We start from the raw sequence: 22,087 nt of genomic DNA on the forward strand, positions 1-22,087 counted from the left end.
ACAGGTACACAGGTACACAGGTACACAGGTACACAGGTACACAGGTACACAGGTACACAGGTACACAGGTACACAGGTACACAGGTCACCCTCTGAACAACTTAAAAAGTTATTTTTATACATACTGTTAATTTTCACGTATTCAAGTCCTTATAGTTACAAGTTGTACTTAATTAAAACTTCATTTTTACTACTTCGGATAAAACCGAAGTTTCTGACTAAAATAGCAAAGATTTGTAAACTAACTCCACGGTTAACGCAACCAAATATAAAAAATTATGCTTTTGGAATGATTTTGGTATTGTTATGTTTAACTATATCGAGTAATGCAATTGCACTATCAGCAATAACAGTAAAGACAATTCAAGGTAGTGCGCCTTATTTATCGTTTGATAGAAAGGGGACTAAAGCAAATTCAACAGAACATTTATTGAGTATTACATTGTCTGATGGTAGGCAATATAGTATCCGTAATAATCCGTCATCGGAAAATAACCCAATTGAGTTGCCTGCTGTAGATCAAAAACTGAAAGATATTAAGAAATTCATTCCCGAAGGGAAATCAGTAGTTACTTTAACAGATGTAGTATCAACTAACAAATTTTGGAAAGATGATGATGGCGATAGTTCGATCTCTGTAACAGGTAATCTTACAATGACCGTGCAAAATGTTGATGGAAAAATAGTTAATGAGAATACAGAATTAAATGCTTGTTATTCGCCTTATAAAATCACTTTAACGAGTGATAGTGGTATTTTATCTACCCAATACGGAAAGCCAAGATCAACTGAGTTTAAAGGTGGAAGCGTTAGTTATTATCTAACACCTAAAGTTGCAGTTCCTTATGCATGCTTTGCTCAACCAACGTTAAGGTATAATGGAAATGTACTTGTTAGTTATCGTGGTCCAGTTGAACAGTGGGATGATGATAAAGGCTTTAAACCACAAGATATAAATTCCCCCGCATCAAATTTCCCAACTATAGGGGCTAAGGGGATGTACTTTGATTTAACGGTGGCAGGAGCATCGGCAAAAGAGTTAACTTACAGCAAATGGCCAACAGATTCAAATATAGATTTAAGTATAAAACAAGGAAGCCGTTACAATATTGCTAGAATAGAATTAACCGGACCTAGTGATTCAAATAAAGGTCAAACCTCATCAGTTGTTCCAACTTACTTTAATATTTATTCAGATAAAGCAAAGACAAATGTTATATATCGTTTTATGATAAGTAAATGGTTTGTTGCAAAGCCGACTTATAGCGGAGGTTTAGAGGCAGCCAAAGCGTACTGTAGTAGTTTAGGAAATGGTTATAGGCTTCCCCATATTGTTGAAATGACAAATGCAAATAATGATATAGTTGCTTGGGCAGGAGGATTATCTGGTCAACCTAATAATTTCCAACGTCGGATCGGGGGAGGATTCTTTGCAGAGTGGGGGTATACGGATAATGAATACTACGTGAATAGTGATTTTATACGGGATGATATCAATTTTGATTACTGGACTGCTGACCCTTTTTATGGTGGAGTACAAAATTATACTGTTTTTTCAAAGCAAGGTAATATTGGGCACTATTATTTTGTGCATAATGAAACTAGAGTTGTGTGCGTACGTTAATTATCAAGAAATGGAATTAAAAATTTTAGTTCCATCACAATTAGGTTTATAAGATAAAAACAAAAAACATCTAGTGTACTAGTTTAAGAATAAAAATGGTTATTGTAAGATAAAGTTATGGATTAAAAGACATTTAAGTTTGTAAGGTGATGATAAATTATTTGGTTACGTGTTGGTAAAATTATAAGATTGTGATTAGTTGTATCGAAGTTAAAGTCAATCGAATAATAAGACACGAATGAATTGTTACTGAAAGTATATATTCAAACAAAATTTCTACGCATCATGATGGAGATTAGACCTAGCTTTCTTATAACCATTTTTTAAGTAAATAAGATAGCAATTGTAGCTATTTTATAAAATAGTACAGCAAAAAATTAGAAAATTTTCTATGATAAAAGTAAAAAAAAGAAAATGACAGGCACTAAATCATATTGATCTTAAAAGAAGTTGAAGACGGTATTCTGGTTAAAGAGTTTTGCTGGAAATAAAGTATGGGAAATTCTATTTTTTATAAATAGTGAGAGAAATCTAACGATATAGAAAGCTTATATATCAAATGTTTAAAAGAATTAGAAGCGGGAAATCACAAGATTAAGTAGAGGTTTGCCGATTTGCAAGGATCAAATAACATGATGTGTTCTTATATTTTTTGATAATTGACTTATATAATTTAAGGAGGGAGAATATGATATGAAAAACAGACAAAATCATATTATGAAAGTACGGCAAACATTACCTGATAATGTAAGCTTTATTGCAGAAGAAATCGATTATTTAGATTCTCAAAAAAAAGATATTTCTAAAAAATTGACAGCCTATGAAGCTTATAAAATGATGACATCTTATCAACCTAGATGGCTAAAAATACTATTTAAAATAAGGGATTGTTTAGTGAAATTAATCGGTGTTAAAGCGATTAATGGATTTGATAGTTCTGCGGAAAATAAGCATCAACCAGACGAAAGCAATATGGCCGATTTTTTTACCATAACAGAGGAAACCAACGATAAACTGACATTAGTTGTAAAAGATTGCCATTTAGATGTATGTGTTTGTATTCGTGTTGTAGATAAAGGTAATGACATAAGTAAAAATACAGTATATTTAATTGCATCAGTTAAAAATCACAATATCTGGGGGAAATTATATATGTTACCCGTTGCTATTTTACATCCTTATATTGTTAATAAATTATTTGAAAATATAAAATAATAAGTCTTTTATTATAAATAACTTATCAAGTTGCAATGAGCATATCAGCTTTATTGCATAATATAATGATGTTATTAATTTCAAATCTATAAATAAAATATAAAACCATCCTGCTTATTTTTTTAGCTTTTATTGCGATTGTTTTATGAACAGATATTATTTGCCATAAACATTTGATACTATTTAAACGATGCAATTGATTAGGCCATAACGATTTGTTATCTCGTTAAAAATTATTATGAATCGTTTTAAAAAAATAAGGTGTTATATGAAAAATATAAGCAGGAAATGGATTGTTATTGCAGTTGTTATTATTTCTATTATTTTTATTTTATGGCAGCAATTAAAAACTGATGGGTATGGTTCAGATTTTATTAGTGGCAACGGACGTATTGAAGCGACTGAAATCAATATTTCAGCTAAATTAGCTGGTAGAATAGAAAAAATTAATGTTGATGAGGGCGATTTTGTTAAAGCCGGTCAAGCTTTAGTCGTCATGCAAACTGATACCTTACAAGCACAACTTAATGAAGCCCAAGCACAATACCGCCAAGCGGTTAGTAATGAAGCAAGTGCTAAAGCGCAAGTGGCATTAAAAATGAGTGATAAAGTTGCAGCGCAAGCAGGCGTAAGCCAAAAGGAAAGTGACTTAGATATCGCCTCAAAACATTTACAACGAACTACCGCACTATATCAAAAAGGTGCAATATCTATTCAACAATTTGATGACGATACTGCTAAAGTAAACAATGCTAAAGCAGCACTAGATTCAGCCAAATCACAAGTTACTGCCGCTGACGCAGCGATTGCAGTAGCCGAAGCGGGGGTTGATAGCGCCACATCGGCAATCAATGTTGCAAGTGCTAATATTAAAAGAATTCAAGCTGATATTGATGATAGTACTTTAAATGCCCCTGTTGACGGTCGTATTCAATACCGAATAGCACAATTAGGTGAAGTTTTACCTTCAGGCGGAAAAGTATTAAATTTAGTTAATTTGTATGATGTTTATCTTACATTCTTTTTACCTGAAACGGTCGCAGGTAAAGTGGGTATTGGTGATGAAGTGAGATTGATTTTAGATGCACTACCAGATAAAGCAATTTCTGCCAAAATATCGTTTGTATCAAGCGTTGCGCAGTTTACGCCTAAAACTGTTGAAACTAAAGATGAGCGTCAGAAATTGATGTTTAGAGTAAAAGCGCAATTAAGCCCTGAATTATTAAAATGTTTTATAAATCAAGTTAAAACAGGTTTACCAGGTGTAGCTTGGGTAAAACTTGATCCAAAAGCTTCGTGGCCGTCAGGCTTAGCTGATATTGCAAAATGTCCAACAAAATAATTGGGGATAGCATATGTCAGAATCCGACAATAAAGATTTAGCTTTATCAACCGAAGCTAAATCGTTTGATGATGCAGTGGTAAAAATTAGTGATGTATCACTGCATTATAAAAAGAACCTTGCTCTTGATAGTATCACTTTAGCTATACCGCCAAGATGTATGGTTGGATTGATAGGACCAGACGGTGTTGGAAAATCAAGTTTATTATCATTAATTGCTGGTTCGCATGTTATTCAAGATGGGTTAGTATATGTACTTGACGGTGATATGAAAGATAAAACACACCGTAAAAATGTTTGCACACGTATTGCTTATATGCCGCAAGGGTTAGGCAAAAACCTTTATCCGACTTTATCTGTTGAAGAAAATTTACAATTTTTTGCTCGTCTGTTTGGTAATGATGCGGCCGAACGTCGACGCCGTATTGATGAATTAACGCGTAGTACTGGGTTATATCCATTTTTATCAAGACCAGCAGGGCGACTGTCCGGTGGTATGAAGCAAAAAGTTAGCTTATGTTCGGCTTTAATCCACGATCCTGATTTGTTAATTCTTGATGAACCTACAACTGGGGTGGATCCACTTTCCAGAGCCCAATTTTGGCAGTTAATTAACAAAATTCGTGAACAAAGACCCCAAATGAGTGTGATTGTTGCAACAGCCTACATGGACGAAGCTCAAAATTTTGATTGGTTGGTGGCAATGTATGGCGGTAAGATTCTTGAAACTGGCACACCAAAATCCTTACTAGCTAAGACAGGAAAAGATAATTTAGATGATGCATTCATTCAGCTAATGCCAGAAAGTGCTAGACAAGGTTATCAAACTGTCGAAATTCCACCTTTAGATCTTAATAAAGATTTGCAAACAGCCATAGAAGCAAAAGATTTAACTAAACAATTTGGTAATTTTATCGCAGTTGATCATGTTAATTTTTCAATTAAACAAGGTGAAATATTTGGCTTTTTAGGTTCAAATGGCTGTGGTAAATCAACCACCATGAAAATGTTAACGGGTTTATTGCCGATTTCATCAGGAGAAGCATGGTTATTTGGTAAACCTGTTGATGCTAGTGATATTAACGTTAGGCGTCATTTGGGGTATATGTCTCAGGCATTTTCCTTATATAGTGAATTAACGGTCAAACAAAATTTAGTTCTACATGCACGCCTGTTTGGTATTGAAGAAAGTAAAATACCTGCCCGCGTTGAAGAATTACTAAAACGTTTTGGTTTAGAACAAGATGCAGAAAATCTACCCGATAGCTTACCTTTAGGGGTAAAGCAACGGCTTTCATTGTCAGTTGCGGTTGTGCATAATCCACAAATTCTTATCCTTGATGAACCAACATCCGGCGTTGACCCCATTGCTCGAGATGATTTTTGGCGTTTAATTATCGAACTGTCTAGAAAAGATAAAGTAACAGTGTTTATCACAACTCATTTTATGAATGAGGCTGCAAGGTGTGATAGAATCTCATTAATGCATGCAGGTAAAGTATTAGCAAGCGATACGCCAGATAACATTATCAGCTCCAAAAATGCTAAAACACTAGAAGAGGCCTTTATTAACTATCTTGTTGATGCAGGAGCTGATGATAGTAATGCAGAAGAACACTCTGTTGAACCACCAAAAGAAATACTCAATCAAGCAACAAAAACATTACCACATCATCATGTTCAAGGGTTTAGTCTTAACCGTATGATAGGTTGCTTATGGCGTGAAACACTTGAGTTATCTAGAGATCCTTTACGAGCATTATTAGCGTTATTAGGTTCAGCAATTTTAATGTTAGTTATGGGATATGGTATTACGATGGATGTTGAAGATCTGAATTTTGCTGTGCTTGATCGAGATCAAAGTGTAATTAGTCAAAATTATATTCTTAATTTATCGGGTTCTAAACGTTATTTTATTGAAAGAGAGCCAATTACAGATTATAACGATATGGACGCGCGGTTAAGAAGTAATGAAATCGCTTTAGCGATTGAAATCCCTCCCAATTTTGGTCGAGATATACAACGAGGTGATCCTGTTGATATTGCTATTTGGATTGATGGGGCAATGCCGCTACGAGCTGAAACAATTAAAGGTTACGTTCAAGGAATGCATCTTGCTTGGCTAAGTGAAAAAGTAAAAGAAGTAACAGGAAAATCCTCAACTAGTTTGGCAAATATAGAAACAAGATACCGTTATAATCCTGATATTAAAAGCTTACCGTCCATGGTACCGGCTGTAATACCAATTTTACTATTGATGATTCCATCTATGCTGGCGGCTTTATCGGTTGTGCGTGAAAAAGAGATGGGTTCAATTATCAATTTATATGTAACTCCAGTAACTAAAGCTGAATTTTTGCTAGGTAAGCAAGTGCCTTATATCATTATTTCCATGTTTAGCTTTTTATTATTGTTATTTATGGCAATCACCATTTTTGCTGTTCCTATAAAAGGAAGTCTATTTACTTTATGTCTTGCTGCCTTTGCTTACTGCATTATTTCAACGGGTTTTGGTTTGTTAGCTTCAACTGTTACTCGTAGTCAAATTGCTGTTATCTTTTTAACTTGTGTAGGTACAATGCTACCAGCAATTCAATTCTCGGGATTACTCAATCCTGTCGCATCTTTAGAAGGTGGTGGTCGTTATATTGGTGAGGTTTATCCAACTACACATATGCTAATTATTGCTCGCGGTGTGTTTAATAAAGCACTTGGTTTTATGGATTTGCACAATTCAATATTTGCATTATTGGTCACAATCCCCATTGTTCTTGGGGCAAGTATTTTTCTTCTTAAAAAACAAGAAGGATAGATATTATGCAAAGTTTAATTAATATTTATCGATTAGGAATAAAAGAGTTATGGGGGTTATTGCGTGATCCTATCATGTTGTTGTTAATTGCCTATTGCTTTACCTTTGATATTTACATTGCCGCAACAGCAACATCTGATTCGTTGCACCATGCTTCGATTGCAGTTGTTGATGAAGATGACTCACCGTTATCACGGCAAATTATTGCAGCATTTTATCCGCCGATGTTTAATGATCCCGTTAAATTATACTCAATGAACGATGTTGATCATGGTATGGATACGGATAATTATACGTTTGCTTTAAATATTCCGCCTAATTTTCAGCGTGATGTGCTAAATAGCCAAAGTCCAGAACTTCAACTTAATATTGATGCAACACGAATGGGACAAGCGTTTGTTGGAAATGGTTATATAACACAGATTGTTACTGGTGAAGTGACTGAATATGTTAATCGTTACAGTAAGGCAACTAATTTGCCCGTTAATATACAAGTGCATACTGCATTTAATCCTAATTTAACACGATCTTGGTTTGGTTCAGTCATGGAAATTATTAATATTGTGACAACATTATCGATTATTTTAACTGGGGCCGCCTTAATGAAAGAGCGAGAACATGGTACGATTGACCATCTCCTTGCTATGCCTGTTACCCCTTTTGAAATTATGCTCTCCAAAGTATGGTCAATGGGACTTGTGGTATTAATATCAACATGGATGGCATTGTTGTTAGTTGTTCATAGTTGGCTAAAAGTACCAATTGCAGGTTCGGTAAGCTTATTTTTGATTGGAGCTGCATTGCATCTTTTTGTTACAACGTCACTTGGAATATTTATGGCAACAGTAGCAAAATCCACTGCGCAATTCGCAATGTTACTAATTTTAGTTTTATTACCACTACAAATGCTATCTGGGGGTAGTACTCCGCGTGAAAGCATGCCTGAAATTGTGCAAAACATTATGATGTTTGCTCCAACCACGCATTTTGTTGAATTAGGGCAGGCAATACTGTATCGAGGTGCTGGCTTACGCGTTGTTTGGACTTCATTTGCTTGGTTATTGGCAATTGGTGCTGTATTCTTTTTAATTGCTTTAAGGCGTTTTCGTAGTTCAATTGTGAATATGGGCTCATAATGTCCTATATTTTATCGCAAAATTAGTTGCAAGGATTACTCGTATTGTTTACAAAAATTTGAGAAACGACATAATATGGATACTAAGAATTGAATAGTTACAATTTTTTCTGTATTACACGGGATTGGAGTCGGTGATATTTCCAGTATTGATCGCTTGCTTAGCTTAAATGTACCAACTGTTAAAATGAAGTACAGTAAAACACTCAATGAACATTATATGGCAAATGTTTGTCTACATTGTGGAGCCATACAAGGTCATAACTATGTAGTCACTGATCCCCATGAAATCATCAATTCACTGTGGCATAATCATGATATGAATAACTATTTCTTTAAAAACTTAAAAATTGATACAAGCACATTATTAGGTGAATTGAAAAGATGTATGGAATGGAGCTAATATTCTCATGTTTTGTCTGAAATCATCACCTTTAATACCAGTATACTAATTTAGTAAATATCAACAATCCTATTTTCCATGGATATTACCGTGTTCGTAGTACTCAATCATTACTTAAGATTCATTTACCCCTTATCGTTCTATTTTAATAAGATATGATAAATTAGAAAGGAATTATGTCTGCATGTTATCTCTGGCATTCATACTTATGTGGCTACCAATGCATTGTTGATTAATACATGAATACAAAAGATCAACAATCCCTAACAAAGGATAAATATTTTTTAATCGTTAACACATATAACAGTATATATTTTATTGCGTATTTAAGTGTTTGGCTTTATATTATTTTCAATACTAATATTGCAATTTTGCTTTAACCTTTATAAGCCCAATTTATGCATAAAAAACGTTTTTCTTTGATTGTAGCGATCATTGCTGTTATTGCTATGGTTGTTATTATATATTTTGCTTATCAACCTAGTACTATTATTTTGCAAGGTGAAGTTGAATCTAATCGTGTTGATGTTGCTGCCAGAGTTCAAGGTCGAGTAAATCAATTTAATTATGATGTTGGTGACGATGTTAAGCAGGGTGAAGTTCTTCTTACTCTTTCAAATCCTGCATTGTTAGCTCAGCTTGCAACAGCAGAAGCGCAATTAAAAGTAGCAATGGCGAGTCGTGATAATACTTATAGCACTAGACCAGAAACAATTGATGTGCAAAAAGCGCAGTTAGATAAAGCTAAATCAGATTTAGATTTAGCTCAAACTAGCTATGAAAGAATTAATCGCTTAGCTAAAAATGGCACTGTTTCAAAGCAAAGCTATGATGAATCCTTTAATCAATATCAAGCGGCCATTAAAGCTTATGAAGCCGCTAAAGCTAACTTATCACTAGCCGAAAACGGTAGCAGTGTAGAACAGAAAAAATTAGCCGATGTGCAAGTTGAACAATCAGAAGCAGCATTGGCGCAAGTAAAAGCTGATGTTAATGAATTAACTTTAGTTTCTCCAATTAACGGTCAAATTACGACTCGAGTCGCTGAAACAGGGCAATTATACAGCCCAGGTACTCCGCTTTATTCTATTATTGATTTAAATGATATTTGGTTTACTTTTAATATACGTGAAGATTTGCTGGGAAACCTTAAAGTTGGTGATACGTTTCAAGTAAGAGTACCGGCATTAAATAATCAGATTATAGATGTTAAAGTCACTGTATTAAATGCTTTAGGTCAATATGCGAATTGGCAAGCGACTAAAGCAACGGGTGATTTTGACTTAAAGACTTTTGAAATGCGTGCTAAACCAATTAATAAAGTGTCAGGTCTCCGCCCAGGAATGAGTGTTACTACAAAGTGGCAATCTCGCTAGCTTGAATAATATCGAGATTTTACACAAAAAGGAACGATATTAATGTATCACCGGCTATTTCAAGTAATTGGATGGGAACTTCGTAAATTAATTAAACAACGTATTTTGTGTTTATTAGTTTTCATCTATCCTTTATTATTTATTTTTTTATTTGTTTATATGTACCATGCCGGTGTTATTACTCAGGTACCTATTGCTGTTGTTGATCAAGATACAACCAAATCATCTCGCTTATTGATTCAACAAGTTGCTGCTTCACCTCAGCTACAGGTAGCTGAACGTTATCAAGATCTTACCTCAGCTAAACATGCGTTGATTAAAGGTGATGTTTATGCTGTGCTTTTCATTCAGCATGAGTTTGAAAAAGATCTTATAGCTGGTCATCAGCCAGAAGTTGTCGCTTTTTATAATAATCAGTATATGTCAGCTGGAACAATTATTTTTCGGGCGATGAGTTCCGCATTGAAAACAGCAAATAGTCAAATAGTATTGCAAGGATTATTAGAAAAAGGAATTGCTTCACCAGTTGCACAAAGCCAAATGCAAACTATACCGACAAGTTTACATCCTTTATATAATCCAACTTTAAATTATCTATATACGTTAATTAGTGGTTTAATTCCTACTATATTACAAATCATTATTATGATGGCCATGGTTACTAGTATTACTCGTGATCGTTTTACTGGAACGGGGTATCAGCAAATATTAAAATTAGCTAATCATAATATTTTTATCTTTTTATTAGGACGCATTATTCCTTATTTTATCTATTTTTTATTTTGCTTGATTCTATTTGATACCGTTTTAATTGCTAATTTTAATTTACCTTTAAATGGACATTTAATATTGCTTATACTTGGTGATATAGGCTTTATTTTGACTTCATGTTTGTATGGCATTTTCTTTGGTTTAACGGGATCAACACTAGCACAAGCTTATGGCACTGCAAGCTTAGTAGCATCACCTGCGTTTGGATTTACTGGGCTTATTTTTCCTCGGATTGCAATGAATACCTTTGCTTATATTTGGAGTGCTTTATTACCTGTAACATGGTATATACAAATTCGTCTTGATCAAACATTAAGATCGCCAAATATAGTAACTTCCTTACAACCGTTTGTTTATTTAGTGATCCAATTAAGTGTTATGGCTATTCTTGTTTATCTTTTTTTACGAAAGATCCGTAGGCGGTTGATATGATTAAATCTTTACTATTAATTTCCTATGATGAATTAAAACGAATTTTCCAAACCAAAGCGATAGTTAGCATTATGTTTGTGGGAATATTTATCTATTTCATCTTTTATCCACAACCTTATTTACATGAAGCAATCCGAGATGTTCCTATTGCTGTTATTGACCAAGATAATACCAATTACAGTCGAGATCTAGTAAGACAACTTGATGCTAATAAGTCCATCAATATAGACTTACATATTGCAGACTTAGAAACGGCTAAAAAACTTATCGAAGAACGTAAAATATATGGAGTTGTACTCATACCTTACCGTTTTCAAAAGAATATATTAGAAGGAAAAACTAGCCCAGTGTCATATTATGGCGATGCGAGCTATATTTTAATTTATAGTAATGTTGCTACCGCCATTAATACCGTTGCCAGTAATTTTGGCGCTAAAATTTCAATTTCACGCAAAATAGCGCAAGGTATCGATCCTGCAGTGGCAAATAATAATGTTTCTCCTTTTAATAGCCAGTTAATTAGTTTATTTAATCCTCAATCAGGATATGCAACCTATATTATTCCAGCCGCTTTTATTTTGATCTTAAATCAGACATTATTTATCGGTAGTATTTTATGCCGTCTATTTAGTAAAAATTCTGATTTTGAAATAGCCTTTGTTAATAAACAGAATCACACGGTTTCATCGGCATTATTCCTGCTTTCTGGTAAATTATTGACTTATTTAGTACTGTATTTAATCTATTTTATTATTTATACCGTATTTGCTAACTATTGGTATGACTTACCGCGCCTAAGTCATCTATCTGTTTCCTTACTATTTATTCTTCCTTTTATTTTGTCCACTTCGTTATTAGGTAAAATTGTTTCACATTTTGTCCATACGGTAAGTGATGTGTTTTGCTTAATTATACCGTCAAGTATGATTATCTTTTTTGTTACAGGATTATCTTGGCCAAAAGAATTGATGCCTCCTTTGTTCCATTTTATTGGCTATATATTTCCAGCTGTACCAGCTATAGTAGGGTCAGTAAAAATAAATCAAATGGGAGCAAGTTTTTCCGAATTTAGTCAACAATATTGGCATTTGTGGATATTAACCATTGTCTATTTTTGTATCGCATTTATTTTAGAAAAACGTTATGTTCAAAAGATAATGTCGACAAATGCTAGGAGAGAAAATTAAATTAGCAATAGTTCATTTATTATAAATAATCAAATAAAAATTGATTGATACAACAACGTCATCAATGGCACTAATTTGCAGCTGTATTAATATGTTTGAATTTCTTTTTTAGCTTTATGATAAACCTCATTTGTTATATATAAAAATATGTCAGTTTCATAAAGTTAGATATAGAATTTTAGTTTTTTCCTTGAAGGTTAGTGTGTATAGCTATATCATAATTGGCCGACTAAGATCTTAGTTAGCTAGACCCCAAAAATAGAAAACAAAATAAATGAGTCCCCATGTTAATTAATGCTAAAAATATTCTCGAAAAATTAAATCCACATAATAAAGTAAATTACGATTCTGTTTTAAAAGAAGTGATTAATAATTGGCAATCAGAATCAGTTCGACCAAAGTTATTAATTCATAGTTGTTGTGCACCTTGTAGTACCTATGTTTTAGAGTATTTAGCACAATATGCAGATATTACGATTTATTTTGCTAATTCTAATATCCATCCCAGAGTTGAATATGAGCACCGTAGTATGGTGCAACAGAAATTTATTGCTGACTTTAATCAAAAAACAGGTAATAACGTTCAATTCTTAGAAGCACCTTATCAGCCAGCAGAATTTATTAAACAAGTTGGTCATTTACGTGATGCGCCCGAAGGTGGCGAGCGTTGTCATATTTGTTATAAAATGCGATTAGATCTGGCCGCAATTAAAGCACAAGAATTGGGCTTTGACTATTTTGCAAGTGCTTTAACACTAAGCCCTAAAAAGAATAGCCAAAAAATAAACGAACTGGGGTTTGAAATTCAAGAGATCTTTTCGGTCAATTATCTGCCTTCTGATTTCAAAAAAAATAACGGTTATAAACGCTCTATTGAATTATGCAAGGAGTATGATGTGTATCGTCAATGTTATTGCGGTTGTATTTTTGCTGCCAAATCACAAGGTGTTGATTTGAAAAATGTGATTGCGATAGCTAAGCAAGGTTTAGAAAAAGGTTTATAACTATTAGGGACATTTAATTATAGACCATACTCAAACGTATAGTTACCTGAAACTTTTTGACACTGTTATTATCTGCGGAAAGATATTTTTTAAACAGAACTATTAAAAAATTTGAACATTTAACTATAATTATCATTTATAAAATTAATTTTCTGATAGTCAGTTATATTCTTGCTAAATGTGAGTTTATTATGTCAAAACTTTATAAGTTAGGATTGGATGTTGGTTCTACAACAGCTAAATGTGTGTTGCTTGATGAGCATGGCAATTTTGTTTATACCAATTATGTTCGCCATAATACCCATATTATAGCAACTGTGTTGCGATTATTAGATGAGATAGTACAAAAACTTGGCAATAATATTATCTTGTCGGTGAAAGTGACTGGTTCGGCAGGAATGGGGATTTCGGAAAAAGCAGAGATTGCTTTTATTCAAGAAGTGGTAGCTGCTTCAGAAGTTGTGCAACGAAAATATCCCGAAGTAAGAACGTTGATTGATATAGGGGGAGAAGATAGTAAGATGATCTTCTTCTTCCCAGATCGTCCACCAGATATTCGTATGAATGGCAGTTGTGCTGGAGGAACTGGAGCGTTTATCGATCAGATGGCAACGTTACTTAATACTCCAGTTCAACAATTCGATCTTCTCGCCCAAAATCACAACCAAATTTACCCAATTGCTTCTCGTTGTGGTGTTTTTGCTAAAACCGATGTCCAAAATCTGATTAGTCGTAACGTTTCAAAAGAAAATATCGCATATTCTGTTTTGCATGCCGTTTGTATTCAGTTAGTTAACACCTTAGCGCGTGGTTATGACGTTGTACCAAAAGTGATGTTAATTGGTGGACCATTTTCATTTATTCCAACACTTGGTAAAGCGGCTTTAGAGACTTTAAAGCTAACTGAAGATCAAATTGTAAAAACTGAACATCCCACGTTATTGTCGGCTTGGGGAGCTGCAATTCATCTTTTGGATCGTACTGAACTTTCAATTACTGATTTTATTGCAAAATTAAATGCCTCAACAAAAATAACCACTAATCAGTCTTTTAGATTAAATCCATTATTTAATAAATTATTGTCTTTTAATGATTGGAAAAAACAAAGAAAATATATTGAAATTCCTAAAATTAAGCTAGCTGATTATCAAAAACAAAACGCTTTTTTAGGTATTGATAGTGGATCTACAACTACAAAAATTACCTTAATTGGTGAAGATGATGAGTTGCTTTTTACCTATTATGCACCAAATAATGGTCACTCTATTGGTGCTTTAAGCAAAGGTTTAACACAATTAAAGCAAGAAATTGCATCATCAAGTAAAGACATTGTTATTGCTCGCACAGGTGTTACAGGTTATGGCGAAGAGCTATTAAAAGCAGCTTTTGCTTTTGACGATGGACTTGTTGAAACGATGGCGCATTTTGCCGCTGCAAAACATATCGATCCTGAGGTAAGCTTTGTGATGGATATCGGCGGCCAAGATATGAAAGCTATTTTTATATCCAATGGTGTTGTTAATCATATTGAACTTAATGAAGCTTGTTCATCAGGATGTGGGTCGTTTATTGAAACATTTGCTAAATCACTTAATTTTAATACGATCGACTTTGCTGATGCGGCTTGTAAATCAACAAGCCCTTGCGATTTAGGTACACGATGCACTGTTTTTATGAATTCTAAAGTTAAACAAGCTTTGCGCGAGAATGCTACCGTTGGTGATATTTCAGCTGGGTTGGCTTTTTCAGTCATAAAAAATGCGATTCACAAAGTATTAAAACTCCACGATATGCGAAAACTAGGTGATCATATTGTGGTACAAGGTGGAACTTTTAAAAATCCAGCAGTTTTTAGAGCGTTAGAACAATTAACTGGTGCACAAATTACGAGTTCTAATATACCTGAATTAATGGGGGCTTATGGCTCTGCATTAGTAGCAAAAAATCACTATCAACAAAACCCAATAGCATCAACGTTTATTGGTTTAAACAATTTATACAAAGCCGAAGATAACAAAGCTAAACCTTCGCGTTGTAAAGGGTGCGAAAATAAATGCGATATTGTAATTTATCGTTTTGCTAATGGGAAACGCTATTATTCAGGCAATAAATGTGAACGTTTTTTAAGTAATAATCCTCAAAAAGATAACAATTCATTTAATATGTTTGATTATAAAAATGCGTTGTTATTTGATCGTATTGCAATTTCAACTTCTAATGCAAAAATCAATATTGGCATTCCGCGAGTGTTAGGACAATACGAAAATTTTCCTTTTTGGCATACGTTATTAACTCACAGTGGCATTAAGGTTACTCTTTCGCCATTTTCAACCAATGCTATTTATGAAAAAGGGGCAGGAACAGTCATGTCTGATAGTGTTTGTTTTCCTGCTAAGTTGGTACATGGGCACATTATGGAACTTATTGAACAAAAGGTTCATCGTATTTTTATGCCCATGGTGGTTTTTGAGTCTGCGCAGTTTGATAATGCTGTGAATAGTTATAACTGTCCAATAGTCAGTAGTTATGCTGAAGTGGTAAATAGTGCGATTAATCCCGAAATTAAATATGGCTTGCCAATTGATCATCCGGTTATTAATTTCACCAATATTAAATTACTTAAAAAAGGCTGTATTAAGTATTTAACTTCGTTAGGTATTAATAAAGCTGTGGCAGAGAAAGCATTTTCTAGTGCAATAATTGCTCAATCTGAGTTTAAAAAATCACTTTATAATAAAGCAATTGAGGTCTTAAATAATGCTAAACAAACAGGACGTTATGTATTTGTTTTAGCGGGGCGCCCTTATCATAGTGACAGTTTAATAAACCATAAAACTCCCGAAATCTTAAATGCACTTGGTTGCGATGTGATTACTGAAGATTCGGTATTGGGAGCGATCAATCAATTGTCACCAGAACTACAAATTTGTTCACAGTGGAGTTATCCAAATCGTTTATATGCTGCGGCAACCTTTGTGGCACAACAAGCAAATAATATTCAATTCGTTCAACTCAATTCATTCGGTTGCGGACCTGATGCGATTGTCACCGATGAATGTAAGGCGATATTAGAATCAAAAGGCAAAACCTGTACGATTATTCGTGTTGATGAAATTTCAGCAACGGGATCCGTTCGCTTACGTTTGCGGTCAATAATTGAATCCATCCGTATGAATCACCAACAGCCATTAAAATCTGTTGAACGTAAAAAAATAGCTATTTTTAATAAACAAGATAAACAGCGTAGGACGATACTAGCTCCGTTCCTTTCTGACTTTTATTCGCCAATTTTACCGTCAGTATTTGCATTATTGGGCTATAAACTAGAAACATTGCCAAAACCAGATAAAACTTCGGTTGAGTGGGGATTAAAATATTGTAATAACGAGATTTGCTATCCAGCAACCATTATTGTTGGCGATATTATCAAAGCTCTTCAATCTGGTAAGTATAATCGTGACGAAGTTGCGATTGGAATTACTCAGACAGGGGGACAGTGTCGTGCAAGTAGTTATCTATCATTAATTAAAAAGGCCATGATTAGTAATGGTTTTGAAGATATACCAATCATATCACTTAGTCTTAAGAACATGAATCAGAGTGAACAGCCAGGTTTTAAAATTAATTGGCTTAAAGCACTGCCAACTTCTTTTTTTGCTATGTTGTTTACTGATTCATTAGCTAAAATGTATTACGCTCTAGCGCCTAGAGCAAAGATAAAACAACAAGTTGATCAACTCAAGGATCTTTACATAAGAAAATTAGAGCAGGCTATTAGTCAGTATAAAGGTCATAAAGCAATTTATACACTATTAGCCGAAGCAGTTGCTGATTTTAACCAAGTAGAAGTTCTAAACAAAAATTGCCCACAAATTGGTATTGTAGGTGAAATCTATGTTAAATATAATAATTTTGGTAACCAACACAGTATTGATTGGTTAATTGATCAAGGCATTGAGCCAGTGATACCTCCAATGCTCGAATTTTTTGTTCAAGGCTTTGTAAATTTTGATAGTAATATTGATAATCACCTTGAATCAAAAAGGTATCTTTCCTATTTATTACACTTTTTTGAGAAGATTGCACAACGTTATATTGATAAAACTAATCAAATTCTGGCTAATTTTAAATATTATCAACCATTTCATAATATCCGTGATATAGCAAAAAAAGCTGAACAAATTCTTAATTTAAGTAACCAATTTGGAGAAGGCTGGTTGATCCCAGCAGGCATCATGAGTTTTGCTGAGTATGGTATTAACAATGTCATTAGTTTGCAACCTTTTGGCTGTATTGCTAATCATGTGGTTTCAAAAGGTGTTGAAAAACGTATGCGTGACTTGAATCCTAAACTTAATTTATTGTATTTGGATTTTGATGATGGGGCAGGAGAAGTAAACGTGCTAAATCGTTTACATTTTATGGTTAGCTCATTAAAGTATACGCAATTACAACGTATTGTTTAATAACTATAATGGCTTATGGTTATGTGATAATGTATAAAATTATTCATAGTAATGCATTTACAAGGAGGATCAGTTAGTTGTGTTGTCGATTTATCAATTAAAACCAAAATTTCAAGCATTACTTAGACCATATGCCAATGCTCTTTATAAAGCAAATTTTACAGCCAATCAAGTAACATTAATAGCTGGATTTGGATCGATTTTTATCGCTTTCATTGTTGGAGTATTAGCCAAATATCAATGGATTTTTTTTCTTATTCCAATATGGATGTTTATCCGTATGGCACTTAATGCCATTGATGGTATATTAGCAAGAGAATATTACCAAAAATCAAATTTAGGTGCTTATTTAAACGAAATTTGTGATGTTGTGTCTGATAGCGCATTGTTACTCATTTTTACACAAATTGAATGTGTCAATAACTATTTAGTCATTTTAGTGGTTTTATTGTCGTTATTAACAGAATACAGTGGCGTACTAGGTGTTATGATTGGTGCTTCACGGCGGTATGATGGACCAATGGGTAAGAGCGATCGAGCATTTGTGCTTGGTGGAATTAGTCTAGCGATTGCTACTTATTTATTACCTTTAAGTTACATCAATGCGCTATTATGGATCATTAGTATTTTGCTTGTTTGTACTGTAATTAACAGAATACGAAATGGCATTCAAGAAGTCAAAAAATAACGAGGGAAAATATGCGTCAACAGCAACAAAAAACATTTATTAGTTATGATGGCTGTCAGTTATTCTATCGCTATTGGCCTGTTGTTGATAGCAATGCTAATCAACCTAAAGCAATAGTCATTTTTCATCGTGGACATGAACATTCAGGACGTGTTGCGCATCTTGCTGATGAATTAAATCTACCAGATTATCAAATGTTTGCTTGGGATGCTAGAGGTAATGGCCAATCAGAAGGTGAGCGAGGAGATGCTCCTAATTTTGCAACATTAATTAAAGATGCTAACTGTTTCATTGAACACATCATGCAGGAGTATAACCTTCGTCAAGAAAATATTGCTATTATAGCCCAAAGTGTTGGTGCTGTGATTGCTACGGCATGGGTACATGACTATGTGCCAAATATTCGTGCCTTGGTATTAGGTTCACCAGCTTTTAGCGTAAAATTATATGTACCATTAGCGGTGCCAGGATTGAAATTACTATATAATTTGAAAGGGAATTTTTTTGTTAATAGCTATGTCAAACCTAATTTATTAACGCATGATTTAGAAAGAGCAACTTCGTTTACAAAAGACCCATTAATTACTCGACCTATTTCTGTACGACTTTTGCTTGATTTATATTCAGTATCAGATCGTGTTGTTAAAGATGCAAATGCAATCACCGTCCCAACACAATTGTTAGTTTCTGGATCGGATTATGTAGTAAGACGAAAACCGCAAAGACAGTTTTACGATAATTTGGGCGCACAACAAAAAGAATTTCACATTCTCCCAGGGTTTTATCATGATACATTTGGCGAAAAAGAACGAAAATTCGCTATCGATCGTGCAAGACGATTTATTATTGGTTGTTTCGCCAATCAAATTTGTGTACCGCCATTAGTTAATGCTGATCTTGTAGGATATACTAGGCAAGAAGCAGATAATTTAACGATGCCTCCATCGGGTTTGATTAAACCTATATACTGGAAGTTTATTAAAGCCAATTTAAAATATGTCAGTAAAATATCTGACGGAATTAGGCTTGGTCTCGATACGGGATTTGATTCGGGTAGTACGCTTGATTATGTTTACCGTAATGAACCATCGGGGACATCAAAATTGGGGCGTTTTTTTGATTATGTCTATTTACAATCTATTGGTTGGCGAGGAATTCGACAACGAAAAGTACATCTTGAAGAGTTATTAAAACTAGCTATCAATAAATTATATGATCAGAACTATTCTGTCGATATTGTTGATATAGCAGCAGGGCATGGGCGTTATATTTTAGAAACGATTAATCAAATTGCCAATAAACCCAATTCGATTTTACTACGAGATTATAGTGATATTAATGTGCTTGCAGGTCAAACATTAATAGAAGAGAAAGGATTAGTAAATATAGCACGTTTTGAAAAAGGCGATGCTTTTAATCGTGAGCAACTAGCCCAATTATCACCTAAACCAACTTTAGCTGTTGTATCTGGTTTGTATGAGCTGTTTAGTGATAATCAGTTGATACGTAACTCTTTATCTGGCCTTGCTGACTCAATACCTGAAGGGGGATATTTAATTTATACCAATCAGCCATGGCATCCTCAATTGGAATTTATAGCAAGAGCGTTAACATCACATCGTGATGGTCAACCATGGATTATGCGAAGACGAACTCAACGTGAAATGGATCAGTTGGTTGCAACTGCTGGGTTTAAAAAAATAACAATGCGTATTGATCAGTGGGGGATTTTTACTGTATCGCTAGCACAACGAATAAAATAATGGATAAAGTAAAACTAGGATTTAATAAGCTAACTATTTATAAGTTTATATGGTTAATTTGTTTAGCTATTTTCTTTTTTACTAGCTATAATTTTGCCAATTGGTTTACCTCTACACGTAGTGATGTAGGAAGTATAGTTTTTAAATGGGAACATTCAATTCCATTGTGGTCTTGGTCTATCGTACCTTATTGGTCGATAGACCTTATGTATGGACTAGCAATATTACTTGTTTGCTCTCATCGAGCTCTAAAAATACTTTGTCTTCGACTTTTATCCGCTCAGATTATTTGTATTATCTGTTTTTTGATTTTTCCGCTTAAGTTTTCTTTTGAGCGCCCAATATTAGATGGATTATCGGGATTATTATTTGATATTTTGATGGGATTTGATAAACCTTTTAATCAAGCGCCATCGCTTCACATTACATTATTGGTTATTTTATGGCAATTTTATGCTAGCTATTTTCGTGGTGTGTGGCGCTATATTTTACATATTTGGTGTTTATTAATTGCTTTATCTGTATTAACAACTTGGCAACATCACTTTTTTGACGTTCCTACTGGGGTCGGAGTAGGGTGTTTCTGTATTTGGTTATGGCCAGATGATAGTCTATCACCAATAAAAAATTACCAATTACCTAAGCAGTATTTTTGGAGTAGTGTTTATTTTTTACTGTTCGCATTTTCCTTTTATATTGCTATTTACTTTTATTCATGGGCATTGTGGTTATTATGGTTTTCTGTTGCATTTTTATTAGTTTCAGTAAACTATTTACTAGTTGGCACAGTCGGTTTTCAAAAACAGACTAATGGAAAATTTAATCTTGTAGTTACTATTTTATATCTGCCTTATTTTGCGATTATATGGGTTAATTCACGATTGTGGACATTTAAAAACAAGTCGGTAGATTTGATTTGTGATAATGTTTATTTAGGTAGAATACCTTCCAATAATACTTTGCGCACAAATCATTTTTTCTCAATTGTTGATCTTTGCGCTGAATTACCAATTCCTCATTTTAATGGTCAGTACAATCTCATCCCTGTATTAGATATGACGCCACTGACGATTGAACAATGTCAACAAGCAGCTGAAATTATTAATCAGCATTACAAAAAAGGTAAATTATTAGTCTGTTGTGCTTTGGGATATTCGCGCAGTGCTACCGCTATTATTGCTTGGTTATTGTTAACTAAAAGAGCATCGAACTTAGATGAAGCAATAAGTATGGTAAAAGAACGCCGTCATACAATTGTTATTACAGCCAAGCAACGAATAATTTTGTTAGACTGGTTTTTACAAATAAAAAAAGGAAGTCAGTATGTTAAATCATGATGAATCAAAAAAATTAACAACAGATTGTCAAACATCACTTGTGATATTTTGTGGATTACTGACTATCAGTTTATTAATTGGTTTATTATTGTTGTTTTTCACTATTACAGCATTATGCTTTGGATTGATCTCAAATTGGATGATTAACGATGCTTTACCATTAACCTTATTTTGTTTTGCTGCCTTTATTATGGGATTGATTGGGATTTATTACACATTAAGAATTCAATTTGATAAACAACTGTTTAATTATTTGTCTACTCGCAACAAACAACTCGCTAATACACTTATTGAGTTAGATAATGTTCTGTTAACCCTTCATTTAATTAAGTCCAATCAGTTAATAAAACGAACTATCATTGAACGCCAACAAGGTACGTTAAGGTTATTTAGAAAACAAATAACATTACTGATTATACAAATTATATTATTAATAGGAGCATGGTTTAGTGGCATTATTCAATCTTGGTAATTCAGTTAAAGTAAAATTGGTTCATATTTAACAGCGGACAAGCAATAAGGAGAAAGGAAT

15 protein-coding genes and 1 pseudogene are annotated in these 22,087 nt (G+C 33.7%); all 16 read left to right on the forward strand.

From position 1 onward, the window contains the following. The first annotated feature begins 295 nt into the window (after positions 1–295). Complete coding sequence (locus J6569_RS04415; RefSeq protein WP_296317799.1) at positions 296–1,624, forward strand: hypothetical protein; 1,329 nt, start codon at positions 296–298, stop codon at positions 1,622–1,624. A gap of 693 nt (positions 1,625–2,317) precedes the next feature. Further along, positions 2,318–2,839, forward strand: coding sequence for a DUF2867 domain-containing protein (locus tag J6569_RS04420; protein ID WP_296317801.1), 522 nt, complete (start codon positions 2,318–2,320; stop codon positions 2,837–2,839). Between the two features lie 268 nt (positions 2,840–3,107). Then, positions 3,108–4,181: an HlyD family efflux transporter periplasmic adaptor subunit gene (locus J6569_RS04425; RefSeq protein WP_085164023.1), complete on the forward strand. Its 1,074-nt coding sequence runs from the start codon at positions 3,108–3,110 to the stop codon at positions 4,179–4,181. Positions 4,182–4,194: 13 nt separating this feature from the next. Then, positions 4,195–6,993, forward strand: a complete 2,799-nt coding sequence (gene rbbA, locus J6569_RS04430) for a ribosome-associated ATPase/putative transporter RbbA (RefSeq protein WP_296317804.1) — start codon at positions 4,195–4,197, stop codon at positions 6,991–6,993. Between the two features lie 5 nt (positions 6,994–6,998). Next, complete coding sequence (locus tag J6569_RS04435; protein ID WP_296317806.1) at positions 6,999–8,129, forward strand: ABC transporter permease; 1,131 nt, start codon at positions 6,999–7,001, stop codon at positions 8,127–8,129. A 219-nt stretch (positions 8,130–8,348) separates the two neighbouring features. Next, on the forward strand, positions 8,349–8,531 hold the full coding sequence (locus J6569_RS04440) for a hypothetical protein (RefSeq protein ID WP_296317808.1): 183 nt from the start codon (positions 8,349–8,351) through the stop codon (positions 8,529–8,531). A gap of 133 nt (positions 8,532–8,664) precedes the next feature. Next, positions 8,665–8,763 (forward strand): annotated as a pseudogene (locus J6569_RS04445) (IS5/IS1182 family transposase); the annotation flags it as partial. Between the two features lie 166 nt (positions 8,764–8,929). Further along, complete coding sequence (locus J6569_RS04450; protein ID WP_065560073.1) at positions 8,930–9,907, forward strand: HlyD family secretion protein; 978 nt, start codon at positions 8,930–8,932, stop codon at positions 9,905–9,907. A 42-nt stretch (positions 9,908–9,949) separates the two neighbouring features. Then, the gene (locus J6569_RS04455; protein ID WP_065590981.1) at positions 9,950–11,110 is read left to right on the forward strand and encodes an ABC transporter permease; all 1,161 of its coding nucleotides are present in this window, start codon (positions 9,950–9,952) and stop codon (positions 11,108–11,110) included. Beyond that, positions 11,107–12,297 carry an ABC transporter permease gene (locus tag J6569_RS04460; RefSeq protein WP_296317809.1) on the forward strand — a complete coding sequence of 397 codons (1,191 nt, stop codon included), beginning with the start codon at positions 11,107–11,109 and terminating at the stop codon, positions 12,295–12,297. Before J6569_RS04455 ends, J6569_RS04460 begins: the two co-directional genes overlap by 4 nt. A 284-nt stretch (positions 12,298–12,581) precedes the next feature. Beyond that, positions 12,582–13,301, forward strand: a complete 720-nt coding sequence (locus tag J6569_RS04465) for an epoxyqueuosine reductase QueH (RefSeq protein WP_296317811.1) — start codon at positions 12,582–12,584, stop codon at positions 13,299–13,301. A 191-nt stretch (positions 13,302–13,492) separates the two neighbouring features. Next, positions 13,493–17,767, forward strand: coding sequence for an acyl-CoA dehydratase activase-related protein (locus J6569_RS04470; RefSeq protein ID WP_296317812.1), 4,275 nt, complete (start codon positions 13,493–13,495; stop codon positions 17,765–17,767). A gap of 79 nt (positions 17,768–17,846) precedes the next feature. Continuing rightward, positions 17,847–18,455 (forward strand): CDP-alcohol phosphatidyltransferase family protein, encoded by a 609-nt coding sequence (locus tag J6569_RS04475; protein WP_296300628.1) that lies wholly within the window; start codon positions 17,847–17,849, stop codon positions 18,453–18,455. A gap of 11 nt (positions 18,456–18,466) precedes the next feature. Then, positions 18,467–20,218 carry a bifunctional alpha/beta hydrolase/class I SAM-dependent methyltransferase gene (locus J6569_RS04480; protein WP_296317813.1) on the forward strand — a complete coding sequence of 584 codons (1,752 nt, stop codon included), beginning with the start codon at positions 18,467–18,469 and terminating at the stop codon, positions 20,216–20,218. After that, the gene (locus tag J6569_RS04485) at positions 20,218–21,555 is read left to right on the forward strand and encodes a phosphatase PAP2/dual specificity phosphatase family protein (RefSeq protein WP_296317815.1); all 1,338 of its coding nucleotides are present in this window, start codon (positions 20,218–20,220) and stop codon (positions 21,553–21,555) included. Before J6569_RS04480 ends, J6569_RS04485 begins: the two co-directional genes overlap by 1 nt. Then, complete coding sequence (locus J6569_RS04490; protein ID WP_296301597.1) at positions 21,542–22,027, forward strand: hypothetical protein; 486 nt, start codon at positions 21,542–21,544, stop codon at positions 22,025–22,027. Before J6569_RS04485 ends, J6569_RS04490 begins: the two co-directional genes overlap by 14 nt. Positions 22,028–22,087 lie beyond the last annotated feature (60 nt).

The organism is Gilliamella sp., assembly GCF_024104075.1.
GTDB classification, from domain to species: domain Bacteria; phylum Pseudomonadota; class Gammaproteobacteria; order Enterobacterales; family Orbaceae; genus Gilliamella; species Gilliamella bombi.